General features: G+C 65.9%; 16 protein-coding genes. 9 read left to right on the forward strand and 7 right to left on the reverse strand.

From position 1 onward, the window contains the following. Window positions 1–3: 3 nt before the first annotated feature. Window positions 4–1269 carry a D-amino acid dehydrogenase gene (locus QRQ56_RS26210; protein WP_438744033.1) on the reverse strand — a complete coding sequence of 422 codons (1266 nt, stop codon included), beginning with the start codon at window positions 1267–1269 and terminating at the stop codon, window positions 4–6. Window positions 1270–1340: 71 nt separating this feature from the next. Beyond that, complete coding sequence (locus QRQ56_RS26215) at window positions 1341–2669, reverse strand: aspartate aminotransferase family protein (protein ID WP_438744035.1); 1329 nt, start codon at window positions 2667–2669, stop codon at window positions 1341–1343. Between the two features lie 148 nt (window positions 2670–2817). Here QRQ56_RS26215 and QRQ56_RS26220 point away from each other — a divergent pair, with 148 nt between their 5' ends. The 3 genes from QRQ56_RS26220 (at window position 2818) to QRQ56_RS26230 (ending at window position 5336) form a co-directional block, all read left to right on the forward strand. After that, window positions 2818–3366, forward strand: coding sequence for a cupin domain-containing protein (locus tag QRQ56_RS26220; RefSeq protein WP_438744036.1), 549 nt, complete (start codon window positions 2818–2820; stop codon window positions 3364–3366). A gap of 191 nt (window positions 3367–3557) precedes the next feature. Then, the gene (locus QRQ56_RS26225) at window positions 3558–3716 is read left to right on the forward strand and encodes a hypothetical protein (protein WP_438744038.1); all 159 of its coding nucleotides are present in this window, start codon (window positions 3558–3560) and stop codon (window positions 3714–3716) included. 105 nt (window positions 3717–3821) lie between these two features. Beyond that, on the forward strand, window positions 3822–5336 hold the full coding sequence (locus QRQ56_RS26230; RefSeq protein WP_438744039.1) for a lysozyme inhibitor LprI family protein: 1515 nt from the start codon (window positions 3822–3824) through the stop codon (window positions 5334–5336). Between the two features lie 229 nt (window positions 5337–5565). Here QRQ56_RS26230 and QRQ56_RS26235 read toward each other — a convergent pair whose 3' ends face one another. From QRQ56_RS26235 to QRQ56_RS26245, 3 genes are read right to left on the reverse strand one after another with little or no spacing between them, the layout of a single operon-like run. Next, the gene (locus QRQ56_RS26235) at window positions 5566–7827 is read right to left on the reverse strand and encodes a xanthine dehydrogenase family protein molybdopterin-binding subunit (RefSeq protein ID WP_438744041.1); all 2262 of its coding nucleotides are present in this window, start codon (window positions 7825–7827) and stop codon (window positions 5566–5568) included. After that, entirely contained in the window at window positions 7820–8875 is a 1056-nt protein-coding gene (locus tag QRQ56_RS26240) for an FAD binding domain-containing protein (protein ID WP_438744042.1), read from the reverse strand. Before QRQ56_RS26240 ends, QRQ56_RS26235 begins: the two co-directional genes overlap by 8 nt. After that, window positions 8872–9369, reverse strand: a complete 498-nt coding sequence (locus tag QRQ56_RS26245; protein WP_438744044.1) for a (2Fe-2S)-binding protein — start codon at window positions 9367–9369, stop codon at window positions 8872–8874. The genes QRQ56_RS26240 and QRQ56_RS26245 overlap by 4 nt, the downstream gene beginning before the upstream one ends. Before the next feature lie 253 nt (window positions 9370–9622). Between QRQ56_RS26245 and QRQ56_RS26250 the strand changes: the two genes are divergently transcribed. Further along, window positions 9623–10261 carry a TetR/AcrR family transcriptional regulator gene (locus QRQ56_RS26250; RefSeq protein WP_438744046.1) on the forward strand — a complete coding sequence of 213 codons (639 nt, stop codon included), beginning with the start codon at window positions 9623–9625 and terminating at the stop codon, window positions 10259–10261. Between the two features lie 66 nt (window positions 10262–10327). After that, a complete protein-coding gene (locus QRQ56_RS26255; protein ID WP_438744047.1) occupies window positions 10328–10735 on the forward strand; it encodes a DUF4864 domain-containing protein in 408 nt (135 codons plus the stop codon). Between the two features lie 3 nt (window positions 10736–10738). On the opposite strand, the gene QRQ56_RS26260 is transcribed toward QRQ56_RS26255, so the two are convergent. Further along, window positions 10739–11629 (reverse strand): LysR family transcriptional regulator, encoded by an 891-nt coding sequence (locus tag QRQ56_RS26260; protein ID WP_438744048.1) that lies wholly within the window; start codon window positions 11627–11629, stop codon window positions 10739–10741. A 104-nt stretch (window positions 11630–11733) separates the two neighbouring features. Here QRQ56_RS26260 and QRQ56_RS26265 point away from each other — a divergent pair, with 104 nt between their 5' ends. Continuing rightward, window positions 11734–12150, forward strand: a complete 417-nt coding sequence (locus QRQ56_RS26265; protein ID WP_438744050.1) for a cupin domain-containing protein — start codon at window positions 11734–11736, stop codon at window positions 12148–12150. 6 nt (window positions 12151–12156) lie between these two features. Here the strand turns inward: QRQ56_RS26265 and QRQ56_RS26270 are convergent, their stop codons facing one another. Further along, a complete protein-coding gene (locus QRQ56_RS26270; protein ID WP_438744052.1) occupies window positions 12157–13422 on the reverse strand; it encodes an MFS transporter in 1266 nt (421 codons plus the stop codon). A gap of 140 nt (window positions 13423–13562) precedes the next feature. Between QRQ56_RS26270 and QRQ56_RS26275 the strand changes: the two genes are divergently transcribed. The 3 genes from QRQ56_RS26275 to QRQ56_RS26285 all read left to right on the forward strand — a co-directional run bounded on the left by QRQ56_RS26275 (window position 13563) and on the right by QRQ56_RS26285 (window position 15814). Continuing rightward, entirely contained in the window at window positions 13563–14015 is a 453-nt protein-coding gene (locus QRQ56_RS26275) for a hypothetical protein (protein ID WP_438744054.1), read from the forward strand. A gap of 74 nt (window positions 14016–14089) precedes the next feature. Further along, on the forward strand, window positions 14090–14380 hold the full coding sequence (locus QRQ56_RS26280; RefSeq protein ID WP_438744055.1) for a hypothetical protein: 291 nt from the start codon (window positions 14090–14092) through the stop codon (window positions 14378–14380). Window positions 14381–14389: 9 nt separating this feature from the next. Then, window positions 14390–15814: a TolC family protein gene (locus QRQ56_RS26285; protein ID WP_438744056.1), complete on the forward strand. Its 1425-nt coding sequence runs from the start codon at window positions 14390–14392 to the stop codon at window positions 15812–15814. The last annotated feature ends 8 nt before the right edge of the window (window positions 15815–15822 follow it).

Genomic DNA, 15822 nt, shown 5'->3' on the forward strand with positions numbered 1-15822 from the left:
CAATCAACCAAACCGGTGATTATACCGGTCCACCGTCAGCGCGCTGACGTCGATGTCCGGCTTCTTGCCCGACAGCATGTCGGCGAGGACGCGCCCCGAGCCGCAGGACATGGTCCACCCGAGCGTGCCGTGGCCGGTGTTGAGGTGGAGGTTGGCGTATTGCGTCGGGCCAATCACGGGCGGACCGTCCGGCGTCATCGGACGCAGGCCGCTCCAGAACGTCGCCCTGGACAGATCGCCGCCGCGCGGGAACAGGTCGGTCAGCGAATGATCGAGCGTGGCGCGGCGCGCGTCGTAGAGCTTGTCCGAATAGCCGGAGATTTCCGCGGTGCCGCCGACGCGGATGCGATCGCCGAGACGGGTGATCGCGACCTTGTAACTCTCGTCCATCACGGTGGATTCCGGCGCGCCGGAGGCGTCCTTGATCGGCACCGTGATCGAATAGCCCTTCACCGGATATACCGGCAGCGAGATGCCGAGCGGCGCGGCCAACCGAGACGAATAGCTGCCGAGCGCGAGCACGTAGGCGTCCGCCTGCAGCATACCGGCACTGGTGGCGACACCGCTGACGCGCGCGCCGTCGGTGACGATGCGATCGATCGAGGTGTTGAACATGAAGCGCACGCCGAGCGCCTCGGCATGCCTGGCCAGCGCCTGCGTGAACATGTGGCAGTCGCCGGTCTCGTCCTGCGGCAGGCGAAGCCCGCCGACGAACTTCTCCTTCACGCCCGACAGCGCCGGCTCGACCGCGATGCAGCCCTCGCGGCTCAGCACCTCGAACGGCACGCCATATTGCTTGAGCACGGCGATGTCTTCGCCGGTGCCGTCGAGCTGCGCCTGGTAGCGAAACAGCTGCAGCGTACCTTGCGCGCGCTCGTCATACTGGATGCCGATGTCGCGGCGCAGATCGCGCAAGGAATCGCGGCTGTACTCCGCGATCGGAATCATCCGGCTCTTGTTGACCGCGTAGCGCGCGCTGGTGCAGTTGCGCAGCATCTTGAGCAGCCAGACCCACATCACGGGATCGAGCTTCGGCCGGACCACCAGCGGGCCATGCTTCATCAGAAGCCACTTCACCGCCTTCACCGGCACGCCGGGGCCGGCCCAGGGCGAGGAATAGCCGGGCGACACCTCGCCGGCATTGGCGAACGAAGTCTCGAGCGCAGGTTCGGGCTGACGGTCGACGACCGTCACCTCGTGGCCCGCACGGGCGAGGTAGTAGGCAGAGGTGACACCGATGACACCGCTGCCGAGGATCAGGACTTTCACGCTTCGTCAAACTCCCGCGGCATCGCTTCTCGCCGCTGCAAGGACACAACTCGCAACGGCGAGAGCAATTATCAAGCCACCTTCTTGATGGCGTCGCCGAGGATCGAGACCATCTGGTCGATCTGGCTCTTCTCGACGATGAGCGGAGGCGACATCGCGAAGCTGTCGCCGCTCATGCGCAAATAAAGCCCGGTGTTGAAGCAGTCGACCATCACGTCATAGCCGCGCGCACCGACGACGCCATCGCGCGGCGCCAGCTCGACCGCACCCATCAGGCCGCAATTGCGGATGTCGACGACGTTCGGCAGACCCTTGAGCGAATGCAGCGCATCGCGCCAATATTCGGCGATTGACGCACCGCGCGTCAGCAGGCCTTCGTCCTTGTAGATGTCGAGCGTCGCGATGCCGGCGGCGCAGGCGGTCGGATGCGCGGAGTAGGTGTAGCCGTGGAACAGCTCCATCGCGTTCTCCGGGCCGACCATCATGCCGTCATGCACCTTGCGGCTCGCGAACACCGCGCCGCAGGGAATGGTGCCGTTGGTGATGCCCTTGGCCGTCGTCATCAGGTCCGGCGTGACGCCGAAGAACTGGGCGGCGAACGGGGTGCCGAGGCGGCCGAAGCCGGTGATGACCTCGTCGAAGATCAGGAGGATGCCGTGCTTGTCGCAGATCGCGCGCAGGCGTTGCAGATAGCCCTTCGGCGGCGGCAGCACCGCGGTCGAACCGGGCACCGGCTCGACGATGACGGCCGCGATGGTCTCGGCGCCGTGCAGGGCAACCAGACGCTCGAGATCGTCGGCGAGCTCGGCGCCATGCTCGGGCTGGTCCTTGGCGAAGGCATTGCGGGAGAGATCGTGGGTGTGGCGGATGTGATCGACGCCCGGCAGCAGCGTGGTGAAGGCGCGGCGGTTCGCGACCATGCCACCGACCGAGGTGCCGCCGAAGCCGACGCCGTGATAGCCGCGCTCACGGCCGATCAGCCGGGTGCGGCTGGCCTGGCCGGTGGCGCGGTGATAGGCGAGCGCGATCTTCAGCGCGGTGTCGACCGACTCCGAGCCGGAATTGGTGAAGAAGATGCGGTCGAGGCCATCAGGCGCGATCGCGGCGAGGCGCTCGGCGAAGTCGAAGGCCAGCGGATGGCCCATCTGGAACGACGGCGCGAAATCCAGCGTCATCAGCTGGCGCTCGACGGCAGCGGCGATCTGCTTGCGGCCGTGGCCGGCGTTGACGCACCAAAGGCCGGCGGAGCCGTCGATCACCTTGCGACCGTCGACGGTGGTGTAGTGCATGCCCTCGGCCGAGGAGAACAGGCGCGGCGCCTTCTTGAACTGCCGGTTGGCCGTGAACGGCATCCAGAACGAGTCGGTCTTGATAGTGTTCGGAATCTGATGAAGGGTCACGGCCGCGCTCCTTTGCTGACCTCCTAGCTGAGCCACGGCTTGGAATGCGCAACAAGTCCTTTTCTGCTCTGCCGCAACCCATTGATTTGTCTGGGGCTGCCGGTCCATATTTGCGCGATCCGCAACACCTGCAACACGGGACCTGGACATGAGCGTCGACATCGGTGGACGGCTGCGATTCATCCGGGCGCGCCACAAGCTGTCGCAGCGCGAGCTCGCCAAGCGGGCCGGGGTCACCAATTCGACGATCTCGCTGATCGAATCCAACCAGATGAACCCTTCGGTGGGCGCGCTCAAGCGCATCCTCGACGGCATCCCGATGGGGCTCGCCGAGTTCTTCGCGCTGGAGCCTGAGACCCGGCGCAAGATCTTCTACCGCGCCGAGGAGCTGACCGAGGTCGGCAAGAAGCCGATCTCGTACCGGCAGATCGGCGACAATCTGTTCGGCCGCAGCCTGCAGATCCTGAAGGAGCGCTACGAGCCTGGCAGCGACACCGGCCGCGTCCACCTCGTCCATGAGGGCGAGGAAGGCGGTATCGTGATCTCCGGCAAGTTGGAGGTCACCGTCGAGGACGAGCGCCGCATCCTCAATCCCGGCGATGCCTATTATTTCGAAAGCCGCCGTCCACACCGCTTCCGCTGCGTCGGCGGCAAGCCGTGCGAGGTGATTTCCGCCTGCACGCCGCCGACGTTCTGAGACCCGGTTGGTCAAATCCCGCAAGGTTACGGAACCGGCCTTTATCTTGCGCGGCTTGAGCCATCTCAATTTTTGAGGGTCAAACCGCCCTATATTACGAGACGTAGCCGAGCAGCCTGGCTTAGAGGTGCTGAGGTTACGGCCCCGGACTCCTAGGCACTCCGGGGCCGCTTCGTAACGGAGCCCTGCGGATGAAGACCACCATCGCCAAGACCGAAGCCAAAATTGTACCCGACATCGCCTTGTGCGATGCCGACAAGCTTCATTCGCACGAGTTGCGCAAGGCGATCGCCGAATACATCGAACTGCAGAAAGAGGCGGTGAAGGTTCTCCGCGGGAAGCTGAACTGACCCGATCGGTGTGGCCGTCGGTATCGCCGGCACTTGCCTGAACCTCGGCGAGGCCGCCCACGACCAACGTGGCAGGCACGATTCCGCTCCAGCCAAGGGCCGCCAATGTTCGCCCCCTTCCGCCTCGCGCTCGTCACCGCGACGGCCCTGCTCGCTCCCCTCAGTTGCTACGCCATGGACGACTACCTCCGCGCCGCCAGCAGCGCGCCGGTGAAGATCACGCTGTGCGGCGAGACCAACAGCAACGGCACGGGAATCAAGACCGCCATCTGCGAGGAAAAGGGTTACGACAAGCTCGTCGCCGCGATCGATAAATCGTTCGACGCGGCACTCCAGAAAGGCCCCGCCAACGTCCGGCCTATTCTCAAGCGCGACGAAGCCTGGTTCAACGAGATGATCGGGCTGGCCGCTGATACCGTGCAGGAGGTCAATGAGGCCGAGCTTAACGACAATTTCGTCGCGACGTTGCGCCGGCGCCAGGCCGCGCTCGACGAGATCGCCGGTGGCTTCGGCCGCAGCGGGCTCTCCGGCAAATGGGCTAACGCGTTCGGAAGCCTCACCGTCTCACCGGATGCGAACGGCGCGCGACAACTGACCATCGACATGAACGCCTATTACGGCAGCGACAAGCATCGGCAATGCAAGCTGAGCACGTCCGTGACGAAGGCCGGCAGCTGGCTGAGCGGGTCGATCCAGCTGCCGCCGAATGCCGCTCCGCCGGCAGGCGAGCAACGCGCGAAGCCGGCGAAACTCCCGACCATCAAGCTCCGCCGTCAGGGCGAGACCCTTCGCGTCGTCATGACCGATGGCGACGATACGATCGGGGATCGTGATGATTGCGATGATCGCTCGCAGATCACCGGCACGTATTTCGCGAGCGGCAGCTCCGACGGCGCCGACAAGGCCGAGACGTCTTTCGTCGCACCGACCTTCGACTGCACGCGTCCAGAGACCGCGACCGACGAGGAGATTTGCTCCGACCCCGATCTTGCCGAGAACGACCAGCGCCTGAACCGCGCCTGGAAGGCGCTGCTGCCGCGGCTCGACGATGCGACGCGGCGCGCGCTGACGGAGGACCAGCGCAACTGGGTGCGCACGCAGACCGAAGAATTCCCGGAATTTCTCCATCCGGCCTGGAATAAGCGGACCTCGGAGATGCACTTCACGGCCGACGCGCGCGATCACGTCGATGCCCTCCAGCGCGAGCGGATCGCACTTCTCGAAGGCTTCGACGACAAGCGCGCAGGCCTCGCCGGCATCTGGCTCGCCTATAACGCGATTCTGAAGGTCACCATCGACAAGGACAACAAGCTGAGCGCGCAGGGCTGGAAATGGGAACAGGGCGACTGGAAGGCCGGCTGCGACTACGAGATGACGGGCAAGATCGTCGGTGGCACCTTCCGCGCCGACGAAAGGCGCAAGAATCCCGACACGCTGGAGCGCGACCACGCCATGCTGATCGTCAACCGTCTCGACGATTCGTTTGCAACCAAGCGCACCGGCGAGGAGACCAACGACGAGGCGAAGTGCAAGCGCAGGCTCGACAACTCCTCGACCGCACGGCTGTTTCCGGCGCGCGCCTCGCCCGACATCGACAATTTCTCCGGCTCGATCCGGTAAGCAGAGGCAATCGCTTATGCTTCGCCGCGACATCGGAGCAAGCGCCTCGCCCTTCGAGACGACCGCTTCGCGGTCTCCTCAGGGTGAGGCTAAACGTGATCGGCGTGCCCTAAAACTGCAGCCGCGCACTCCGCCCTCATCCTGAGGGCCCGCCAACGGCGGGCGTCCCGAAGGATGCGCTGCGGGGAAGCTGCTGCCAAATGCGACCACCCTGCCCGCGCACCGCGCCTCAAAGCCGCGTCAGCAGCTCCTCGATCCGGATCGGGAAACTGCGGACACGTACGCCGGTCGCATGCCAGACCGCGTTCGCGACCGCGCCGGCACTGCCGGTGATGCCGATCTCGCCGACGCCCTTGATACCGAGCGCGTTGACGTGAGGGTCGTACTCGTCGACCGTGATCACGTCGAGCGGCGGCACGTCGGCATTCACGGGGACGTGGTACTCGCCGAGATTGGCGTTCATGATCCGCCCGGTGCGGCGGTCGGTGATGGCCTCCTCGTGCAGCGCAAAGGACATGCCCCAGATCATGCCGCCGAACAGCTGGCTCTTCACCAGGTGCGGATTGACGATCCGTCCCGCTGCAAACGCGCCGACCATGCGGCTGACGCGGACCTGGCCGAGCTCGGGATCGACCTTCACTTCCGCGAACACCGCGCCGTGGGCATGCATGGCATACTCTTCCATCGCAGCCGGGTTCGGCGCGCCGGTGCCGCGCGCCTCGACCTCGGCGACGCCGGCCCGCGCGAGGATCTCGGCATAGCTCTCGCCGCGGCTCTCGTCGTCGCGACGGACCAGCCGTCCCTCGCGCGCGATCACGCCGGTATTGCCGGCGCCGAACAGCGGCGAGCGCTCGTCGCCCGTGGCGAGATCGGCGAGCTTGGCGATCACGGCAGCACCCGCGCTGTGGATCGCAGCACCCGCCGTTGCCGTGTGCGCCGAGCCGCCGGCAATGCCCGCATCCGGCAAGTCGGACGAGCCGGCCTTGAACTCGACGCGGTCGATATCGAGACCGAGTTCGTCGGCCGCGATCTGCGCCAGCGCCGTCCATGCGCCCTGCCCCATATCGTGCGCGCCGATCTCCATCGCGCCGGAACCGTCACGGCGGATCACGGCGCGCGCTTCGGCCTGAAACATCAGCGCGGGGAACGTCGCGGTGCCCATCCCCCAGCCGACCAGAAGTCCGGCATCATCGCGCATCTGTCGCGGCTGGAGCGAGCGCTTCGCCCAGCCGAAACGCGCCGCGCCCTGATCGTAACAGGCGCGCAGCGCTTTCGAGGAAAACGGTTTTCCGGTGATCGGCTCGACCTCGGCATAGTTCTTCAGGCGGAAGGCCAGCGGATCCATGCCGCAGGCCCACGCCATCTCGTCGATCGCGCTCTCCAGCGCGATCGAGCCGGTCGCCTCGCCGGGCGCGCGCATGAACAGCGGCGTTCCCGTGTTGACGCGCACGGCATCATGCGTGGTGCGGATCGCGGGCGCCGCATAGAGCGTGTGCGAGGCGTCGGCCGCCGGCTCGTAGAAATCGTCGAACGTACTCGACACCGTCCGCGCATGATGATCGAGCGCGGTCAGACGTCCCTCAGCGTCGGCACCGAGGCGCAGGCGCTGGCGGGTCGGCGCGCGATGGCCGACCGGGCCGTACATCTGCTCACGGCGGAGGACGAGCTTGATCGGCCTTCCCGCCAGCTTGGCGGCCATGATGCCGAGGACCGGCGGGCCGCCCATGAGGCCCTTGGAGCCGAAGCCGCCGCCGAGGAAGGGACTGCGGATGTGAATCTTGTCGTGCGCGATGCCGAACAGCTCGGCGATGCGCGCCAGCGACAGCTTCAAACCCTGGGTCGGCATGTCCACGGAGAGGCTGTCGCCGTCCCATTGAACCACGATCGCATGCGGCTCCATCGCGTTGTGATATTGCGGCGGCGTCTCGTAAGTCGCGTCAATCTGCTTTTCGGCCGAGGCAAGACCCGCCTCGACATCACCGCGATGATTTTCGGTGGGATTGCCGACGCCAACGACGGGCGGCACGAAGCTCTCGCCGGCGTCGAGGCCGACCAGCGGGGGCAACGTCTCGTAGCGCGGCGCCAGCAGCACCGCGCCTTCCGTCGCCGCTTCAAGCGTTTCCGCGATCACGACCGCGATGGGCTGGTTGGCATAACGCACTTCGTTGCTCTGCAACGCCTCCATCCGGAACACGAACGGATTGGTCTTGATCTCCGGGTCGATCGCGAGCTGCGGCTTGTGCTCCGGCGTCATGACGTCGACGACGCCGGGATGCCGCTTGGCGGCGCCGACATCGAGGAAGGTCACGCGGCCATGCGCGATGGTGGACACGGCGATCACCGCGAACAGCATACCGGGCGGATGATTGTCGGCGGCGTAGGTCGCCCGCCCCGTGACTTTGAGCACGCCGTCACGGCGGGTCAGGGGCTGGCCGATATTCGAGCCGTGCCGCAGATGGGCGGGGGCGCTGGTGGGGTTGAGCTCAGGCATGAATGGCTCCGGACGTCGAGGCAAAGGGAGACGCGGGCAGCGCGGGGATGCGTGCGGGCGTCCCGGCGGCAGCGAGGGTCAGCGCGCGCACGACGATGCGGCGCGCGAGCTCGATCTTGAAGGCGTTGTCACCGGACGGCTTTGCGTCGGTAAGGGCTCGCCAGGCGGCTTCCTGGAACGCGTCCGCCGTGGGCGCGACACCCCTCAATACGTCCTCGGCAGCGCGGGCGCGCCACGGCTTTGCGGCGACGCCGCCGAGCGCGATCCGCGCCTCCGAGACCTTGCCGTTCTCGATCCGCAACGCCGCGGCGGCCGAGACGATCGCGAAAGCATAGGAGGTGCGTTCGCGGACCTTCAGGTAGCGCGCATGCGTGGCAAAGCCGCGCGCCGCGGGCGGCAGGCGCACCGCGACGACGAGATCGCCGGGCTCGAGCACCGATTCACGCTCGGGCGCATCACCCGGCAGGCGATGCAGCTCGTCGAGCGCGATCTCGCGACGCCCGCCCTTGCCTTCGATCTCGACCACGGCGTCGAGCGCGACCAGGGGCACGCAGAAGTCGGAGGGATGCGTGGCGATGCAGCTCTCGCTCCAGCCGAGCACGGCATGGCCGCGGTTCTCGCCGTCCCTGGCATCGCATCCACTGCCGGCCTCGCGCTTGTTGCAACGGCTGGCGGGGTCGTAAAAATATGCGCAACGTGTCCGTTGCAGCAGATTGCCGCCGACCGTCGCGGCATTGCGCAATTGCGCGGACGCACCTGACAGCAGCGCCTCGGCGACGGCCGGATAGGACTTTGCGAAGCTTGCGTCATGCGCGAGATCGGCGTTGCTGACCAACGCGCCGATGCGCAGCGATCCGTCGGCAAGGGTTTCGATTCCGTCGAGCCCGTCGAGATGGGTGACGTCAACCAGACGATCCGGCCGGCTGACGCCGCCTTTCATGAGATCGAGCAGATTGGTTCCTGCGGCGAGATACACCGCGCCCGGTTGTGCGGCTGCGGCGACGGCTTCGGTGACCGTGGCCGGCCTGACATAATCAAACTGTTTCATGCCGAGCGCCTCTGGTTGGTCTCATCCATCTGTCCCTGCGCATCGAGCACGGCATCGACGATGCCGGCATAGGCGCCACAGCGGCACAGATTGCCGCTCATGCACTCGCGGATACGCTCGGGATCGTTGCCGGCCTGCGCTTCCTGCATCATGCCGATCGCGCTCATGATCTGGCCGGGCGTGCAGAAGCCGCACTGAAAACCGTCATGGGCGATGAAGGCCGCCTGCACGGGATGAAGCTGGTCGCCGCGCGCCACGCCCTCGATGGTGAGGATTTCTGCGCCGTCATGGCTGATGGCGAGTGCAAGGCAGGAGTTGATGCGCTTGCCGTCGACCAGAATGGTGCAGGCTCCGCACTGGCCGCGGTCGCATCCCTTCTTGGTTCCGGTGAGATGGAGGCGCTCACGCAGGAGATCGAGCAGCGTGACGCGCGGATCGTCGAGGACGAAGTCGCGCCGCGCACCGTTCACGGTGAGGCTGATGGAGTGGTTCATACAAGGCTCCGATCAGAAATGGACATGGCTCATCGCTCGGCGCGCCACCGCCGTGGCCGCCGTCGATACGCGCCGCCCGGACACAATCCGGGCGGGCACATGGACGAAGATACGGAGGCACCCTCCGCTTAACAAGGGCTACCGGAAAATATTTGGAATTCGTCGAAAGCCCGTGGGCGTACAACGCGATGCAGCCCTGCAAAGGTTCTCGCGAGGGTTCAATCTAACCAATTCGTGATCTACATTGTCTGACATGGACGACCATACCGACCCCATTCGAAAGCCTCGTGCCGACGCCGTGCGCAATCGCGAGCGCGTGCTCGAGGCTGCCAAGGTCGTGTTCAACGCAGGCGGCCCGGAGGCAAGTCTCGAAGCCGTCGCCAAGCGCGCCGGCGTCGGGATCGGCACGCTCTATCGGCATTTTCCGACGCGCGAGGATCTGTTCGAGGCGGTGTACCGGCGCGAGGTCGAGCAGCTCAGCGAGCTGGCCGAACAGTTGAAGAACGCCAAGGACCCGGTCGACGCCCTGCGGCGCTGGCTGCAATCCGCCGTGGAATTCGTGGCCACGAAAAAAGGCATGCTGGCCGCGCTGGCGCTGGCGTATCAAAGCTCGTCGGAACTCGCCGCTTACTCAATGGACCGGCTGACCAAGGCAATCGGTTCGCTGCATGGGCGCGCGGTCGCGGCGGGCCAGATGCGCGGCGATATCAGCCCGGAGGACCTACTGCGGGCGTTTTTCGGGATGTGCTACATGCACGATCAACGGGGATGGCAATCCTCGGTGCTTCGCCTGCTCGACGTGTTCGTCGACGGATTGCGGGTGCAGCCCCCCGCCAAGGCCAAGGCGCGCACGGCCGAGCCCGCGAAGCCCCCGGTGAAACGGAAGCGATAGCCCACCCGTATTTCCCTGAGGTCATGCTAGAATTGGCATCGCCGGGATTTCAACGCGGAGCCTGTCATGCGCATTGCCGCCTTGCTCGTCGCCATCAGCCTCGTCTTCAGCTCCTCTGCAGCCCAAGCCGACGATGTTGGCGCGGCCCAGGACGTCATCCGCGCCCAGGAGCAGGCCTTTGCGCGTGACGATGCAGCCACGGCCTATTCCCACGCCGCACCGGCGATCAAGGAGATCTTCCCCGCGCCCGGCGCCTTCATGTCGATGGTGCAAAGCGGTTACCCGCCGGTCTACCGCCACAAGAGCTTCGAGTTCGGCGAGGGCAAGATCGAGGGCAACTGGATCGCGCAGCGCGTCCACATCATCGACGCCAATGGCGAAGCGTGGGAAGCCCTCTACACGCTCGAGCAGCAGCCGGACGGCAGCTACAAGATCACGGGTTGTTCGTTGCTGAAGGCGGGACAGGCGGTTTAGGTATCATCCCGTCAGGATGGGCTTCAGCGCCTCGCGCTGGAGCACGATGAAGTCGAAGAATGCAGCAATCCGCGGCACGCGCCTGAGATCAGGATGCGTCAAGATGCGCCAGTTCCGCGTCAATTCCGGTATGGGGCCGAGCACACGCACGAGGTCGGGCTCGGCGTCGCCGAGCGCAACCGGGAGCGGCCCGATGCCGACGCCTGACTTGATTGCAGAGACGAGGCCGAGCACGCTGTTGATACGCGCCGACATCCGGGCATCCGGCGCGACCTCCTTGAGCCATTTGACGGCGCGATGATTGGCCAGCGAGTCGTCCAGGCCGACGAGGAGATGGCGGGCGAGATCCTCGATACGCTCCGGCTTGCCTTGCCGTTCGACGTAGTCGCGGCTGGCGTACACGGCCCAGATCGACTCGGCAATCTTGCGTCCCAAGAGTTCATCATCGGTGTCACCGGAGCGAAAGGCGACGTCGACCTCGCCCTTGGAGAGGTCGAGATAGCGGTCGCTCATCACGAACTCGACGCGGAGCGAGGGATGCTGCATGTGAAAAACGTCGATCAGGCCGGATCGGATCAGCCGGGCAACGATCGGCTCCGGGCAGGTGACACGGATCACGCCCATCATATCCTGCTCGACGTCGTTGGCTCGCCGCGTGAAGTCCACGATCGTAGCTTCGACACGCTCGGCATACGGCAAGATGGCCTGGCCGAATTCAGTCAGGCGGTAACCGCTCTGTTGACGCGTCACCAATGTGCGGCCGAGCCGCCGTTCTAGTTCGTCCAGCCGGCGATGCACGGTCGACTGGCTGAGACCGAGCGCCTTGCCGGCGGCAATGGTGCTGCCGTGGCGCGCCACCGCCAGGAAATATTTGAGATCGTTCCAGTCGAACATGGGCGGATTATGCACTTGTGCGGCCGCCACCCGCAATGTTGCGGCTCCCACGCCGGAACGACCGCTCCTAGGCTGCATCCGCGACCTTGCAATGGAGGTTCAAGATGCGCCCTCACCTCGCCCTCGGCACCGCGATCATGCTGGGCTGCACTGCCCCGGCCGTAGCCCAGAGCCACGATGCGCATGGCATCGCCAAACCAAATCTGGTGCTGCAGCAAATAGTTGAGGGACTGCCGAAGGACGACAAGCAATCAGTGCGGGTGATGACCGCGTCATTCAGCCCCGGCGACAAGACCGTCTATCATACTCACCGCTACCCCGTGACCGTGTACGTGCTCGAAGGCGCCTTCACGCTGGAGCTGGCTGGCAAGCCGCCTCTCACAGTCAAGGCCGGCGAGGCGCTGATCGAACCGCCGGGCGTGCCGATGACGGGTTACAATCGCACGAACGGAGAGACCAGGGTCGTCATCTTCTATGTCAGCGCGGTCGATACGCCCTTCCTCGATCCACTCTCGCATTGAGACGCGCTAGGTCGCAAAACCCGGCCCGGTCTTGACCGAGCCCATCCGCGAGCGGATGAGCAGCAGCACGACGATGCTGATGTTGAGCGCGTTCCAGGCGACGCCGTTGGCGAACGCCGCCCCGTAGGAGCCGGTGGCGTCGAAGATCAGGCCCGACACCCAGCCGCCGAACGACATGCCGAACACCGAGGCGAAGATCACGATGCCGACGCGCGTTGCGGCTTCGCTCGCCGGCATCGCCTCGCGCACGATGATGGCGTAGCTCGGCACGATACCGCCTTGGAACAGGCCGAACATCGCGGAGATGAAATAGAGCGAGGCGAGGCTGTCGAAGAACAAATAGAACACCAGCGCAAAGCCCTGCGCCAGCGATCCCACCAGCAGCGTGCGGATGCCGCCGATCTTGTCGGCGAGATAGCCCGAGCCGATCCGGCTGACGATGCCGCAGGCCATCATCAAAGACAGCATCTCTGCGCCGCGCGCCACGCCGTAGCCGAGATCGCCGCAATAGGCGACGATATGCACCTGCGGCATCGCCATGGCGACGCAGCAGGCGATGCTGGCGATCGAGAGCAGTACCGTCAGCGTGTTGGTCGAGAGCTTGAGATCGACGCGCGGCGGCGGTGCATTGGCATGATCGCGGATATGGTCGTCGCCCATCTGCCCGCGCAGCACGAGGACGAGCACCGCCATCGAGCTGGCACAGACGATGCCGATGCCGATATGGGTGTAGCGCCAGCCGATCGTCTCGGTGCCCCAGCTCACGATCGGCGGCCACATCGTTCCCGCCACGTAATTGCCGCTGGCGACGATGGTCACCGCAAGGCCGCGATAGCGTTCGAACCAGTGCGAAGCCTCCGCCATCAGCGGCGCGAAGGTCGCGGACGTGCCGAGGCCGATCAGGAAATAGGCCGCCACGAATTGCCAGAGCTGGGTCGACATCCCCGCGAGCACATTGGCGACGCCGAGGAAGGCGATGCTGATCGCCATCGCCGACACGATGCCGAACCGGTCGGTGATCTTGCCCGCGATCACGCCGCCAAGCCCGAAGCCGAACATCATCAACGTGAAGGCCAGCGACACCGCGCCGCGCGTGGCGCCGAATTCGACCTGCACGACGGGAATCACGACCACGACCGCCCACATGCCGACGGCGCCGATCGAGCCGATCACGAGCGCAAGCACGAGGCGCACCCAGGCCTGACGCGAATCAGGGGTGAAGGCAGCGGGTGTTTGTCCTGGATGACTGGGTGCGTGCACGGGCCGGACCATGGCCCGCGGATCGTCGCACGGTCAAGCATTGTGGCGCGATATTGGGCATGCGCGGTGCACTGCGGTAAGAAGGTGCTTGGCGATCCCGCGATTTGCCACTAATTTGCAATCAGCGTGTGCACCCTGGCCGCGCGAACAGCATGTCGGCGGGAATGTTGCTGCAATTGACACGATCGATGCGGATCAAGGTGGGGCGATTGATCGCGCTCGCCTATCTGTTCTGCGTGCTCGCGCCGGCGGCAAGCCTCGCATGGGGCGGTCCCGCGCCATGCTTTGAAGAGCCGGCGCTCGCGGCTGCCATGCCTATGCATCACCAGATGGCGGCGGGTCACGCGCATGACGGCGCCATGCACGACCATGCGGCCGCACACGCCCATCACCAGATCGCCGCGCAGGACGCGCCCGCGCCGCATCATCATGATGGCAAGGGAACCGTCGGTCCCTGCTGCGCGATGATGTGTGTGAGCGCATTGCCGGCCGATCTTCCCAACGTCGCCAAGCCGCTCCTGCCCGTCTCCACCTGCGCGCCCGAGAGCGTGACCAGCCTGCTCAGCACGGCCGCGCCCCTGCACTACCGCCCTCCCATCGCCTGATCTGACACGACGATTTCGGGCCGTTGCGCGCTTTTGCGCGCGCGGACCTGTGGTCTTGAGATCAGGGATGAATCATGCCGACGCTTTCCAGGGCGACGTTCGCCGCCGCATCCGCGGTGCGTGGACGACACATCTACATTTCACGTCATTGGGCCTTGCTGGCCGTGCTTGCGCTGGCGCTGTCCGGCTGCATGCCGGCCACCACGCAGATCGCGGCCGCCGACCCCGCCGATCCCGCGGCGAAGGTCGCGCCGGTCCGTTATCGGTCGACCATCGCGCCCTACAGCAGTCTGCGGCCTGCAACGCCTGAGCCATGGCGCGACCGCAACGGCGCTGTCACACCGCAACCGAAGCAGGAACGGTAGGAGCGCGCCATGACACGCCATTTCGCGCGAGGCTTGCTCCTGCTCACCGCGTTGAGCGTCTCCGGCTGTGCCGCGTTTTCGCCGGACAGCGGCATGAATACGGTCTCCGAGCTGACCAGCCAGACCATCAACAAGGACGTCGCCTTCGTGAGGACGGCCGACGGCGCGGACGCGGTCGATGCGCGCGTTCGACAGTTGCTGGCTCGGACGCTCAGTGTGGACGCCGCCGTGCAGATCGCACTGCTCAACAACAGGGGACTGCAGGCCGCCTATAACGAGCTGGCGCTGGCCGAGACCGACCTGGTCGAGCAGAGCCTGCCGCCCAACCCGGTGTTCTCGATCTCGCGAATCACAGGCAATGGCGCCAGCGAGATCGAGCGTCAGGTGGTCGGCGACATCCTGGCGCTCGCCACCCTGCCGTTCCGCTCCGACATCGCCCGCGAACGCTTTCGTCAGGCGCAGCTGCGCGCGGCATTGGCGACCTTGCGGCTCGCCGCCGACGTCCGCCGCGCCTATGTGCGCGCCGTCTCCGGCAACGAGACGGTGGTGCTGCTGACGGAGGCGAAGGCGACCGCGGAATCGACCGCGCAGCTCGCCGTTAAGCTCGGCGAGACCGGCTCCCTCAACAAGCTCGACCAGGCCCGCGAGCAGGTGTTTTACGCGGAGACCACCGCCGATCTCGCCACCGCACGGCAGGCCGCAACGAGCGCGCGCGAAAGGCTGGCGCGCCTGATGGGCCTGTGGGACGGCGGCCTCGACTTCCGTCTGCCCAACCAGTTGCCGCCGCTGCCGCGCCGGCCGCAGGCCCTGCCTGGAATCGAAGCCGATGCGGTCGCTCATCGTATCGACCTGCAGATCGCGCGGCTGGAGCTCAATGCGCTCGCGAAATCGCTGAACCTCACGGAAGCAACGCGCTTCGTGACGCTGCTCGATCTCGCCGGCATCTCCCGCCGCACCCAGGACCCGGAGGGCACGCCGTTCCGCGAGCGCGGCTTCGACGTCCAGTTCCAGATCCCGATCTTCGACGGCGGCGAGGTGCGGGTGCGGCAGGCGGCGGAGACCTACAACCTCGCCTTCAACCGCCTGACCGAGCGCGCCGTCAATGTGCGCTCCGAAGCGCGCGATGCCTACCGCACCTACCGATCCGCTTACGATATCGCGAGCCACTATCAGCGCGAGATCATCCCGCTGCGAAAGATCATCACCGAGGAGATGCAGTTGCGCTTCTCCAGCATGCAGGTCGACATCTTCGCGCTGCTCACCGAGGCACGGCAGCGCCTCGCCTCCCTGCGCGGCGCGATCGACGCCCGGCAGAGATTCTTCCTCGCCCAGTCGGACTTGCAGACCGCCGTCAATGGCGGCGGCACGCCTGCTTCCGGCGGCGACAATTCAACCACCATCGCCGCGGCAGCGCCTGCCGATGCCGGCCACTGAGATGGAGA

Source organism: Bradyrhizobium sp. U531, from assembly GCF_051710265.1.
Lineage (GTDB): Bacteria > Pseudomonadota > Alphaproteobacteria > Rhizobiales > Xanthobacteraceae > Bradyrhizobium.

Bases quoted from the DNA above. Each gene is read 5' to 3' on its own strand.
- QRQ56_RS26260 (WP_438744048.1), bottom strand. From the start codon at position 11,629: ATGTTCGACTGGAACGATCTCAAATATTTCCTGGCGGTGGCGCGCCAC.
- QRQ56_RS26250 (WP_438744046.1), top strand. From the start codon at position 9,623: ATGGACGACCATACCGACCCCATTCGAAAGCCTCGTGCCGACGCCGTG.
- QRQ56_RS26245 (WP_438744044.1), bottom strand. From the start codon at position 9,369: ATGAACCACTCCATCAGCCTCACCGTGAACGGTGCGCGGCGCGACTTC.
- QRQ56_RS26285 (WP_438744056.1), top strand. From the start codon at position 14,390: ATGACACGCCATTTCGCGCGAGGCTTGCTCCTGCTCACCGCGTTGAGC.
- QRQ56_RS26220 (WP_438744036.1), top strand. From the start codon at position 2,818: ATGAGCGTCGACATCGGTGGACGGCTGCGATTCATCCGGGCGCGCCAC.
- QRQ56_RS26235 (WP_438744041.1), bottom strand. From the start codon at position 7,827: ATGCCTGAGCTCAACCCCACCAGCGCCCCCGCCCATCTGCGGCACGGC.
- QRQ56_RS26280 (WP_438744055.1), top strand. From the start codon at position 14,090: ATGCCGACGCTTTCCAGGGCGACGTTCGCCGCCGCATCCGCGGTGCGT.
- QRQ56_RS26230 (WP_438744039.1), top strand. From the start codon at position 3,822: ATGTTCGCCCCCTTCCGCCTCGCGCTCGTCACCGCGACGGCCCTGCTC.
- QRQ56_RS26255 (WP_438744047.1), top strand. From the start codon at position 10,328: ATGCGCATTGCCGCCTTGCTCGTCGCCATCAGCCTCGTCTTCAGCTCC.
- QRQ56_RS26275 (WP_438744054.1), top strand. From the start codon at position 13,563: ATGTCGGCGGGAATGTTGCTGCAATTGACACGATCGATGCGGATCAAG.
- QRQ56_RS26265 (WP_438744050.1), top strand. From the start codon at position 11,734: ATGCGCCCTCACCTCGCCCTCGGCACCGCGATCATGCTGGGCTGCACT.
- QRQ56_RS26225 (WP_438744038.1), top strand. From the start codon at position 3,558: ATGAAGACCACCATCGCCAAGACCGAAGCCAAAATTGTACCCGACATC.
- QRQ56_RS26270 (WP_438744052.1), bottom strand. From the start codon at position 13,422: ATGGTCCGGCCCGTGCACGCACCCAGTCATCCAGGACAAACACCCGCT.
- QRQ56_RS26240 (WP_438744042.1), bottom strand. From the start codon at position 8,875: ATGAAACAGTTTGATTATGTCAGGCCGGCCACGGTCACCGAAGCCGTC.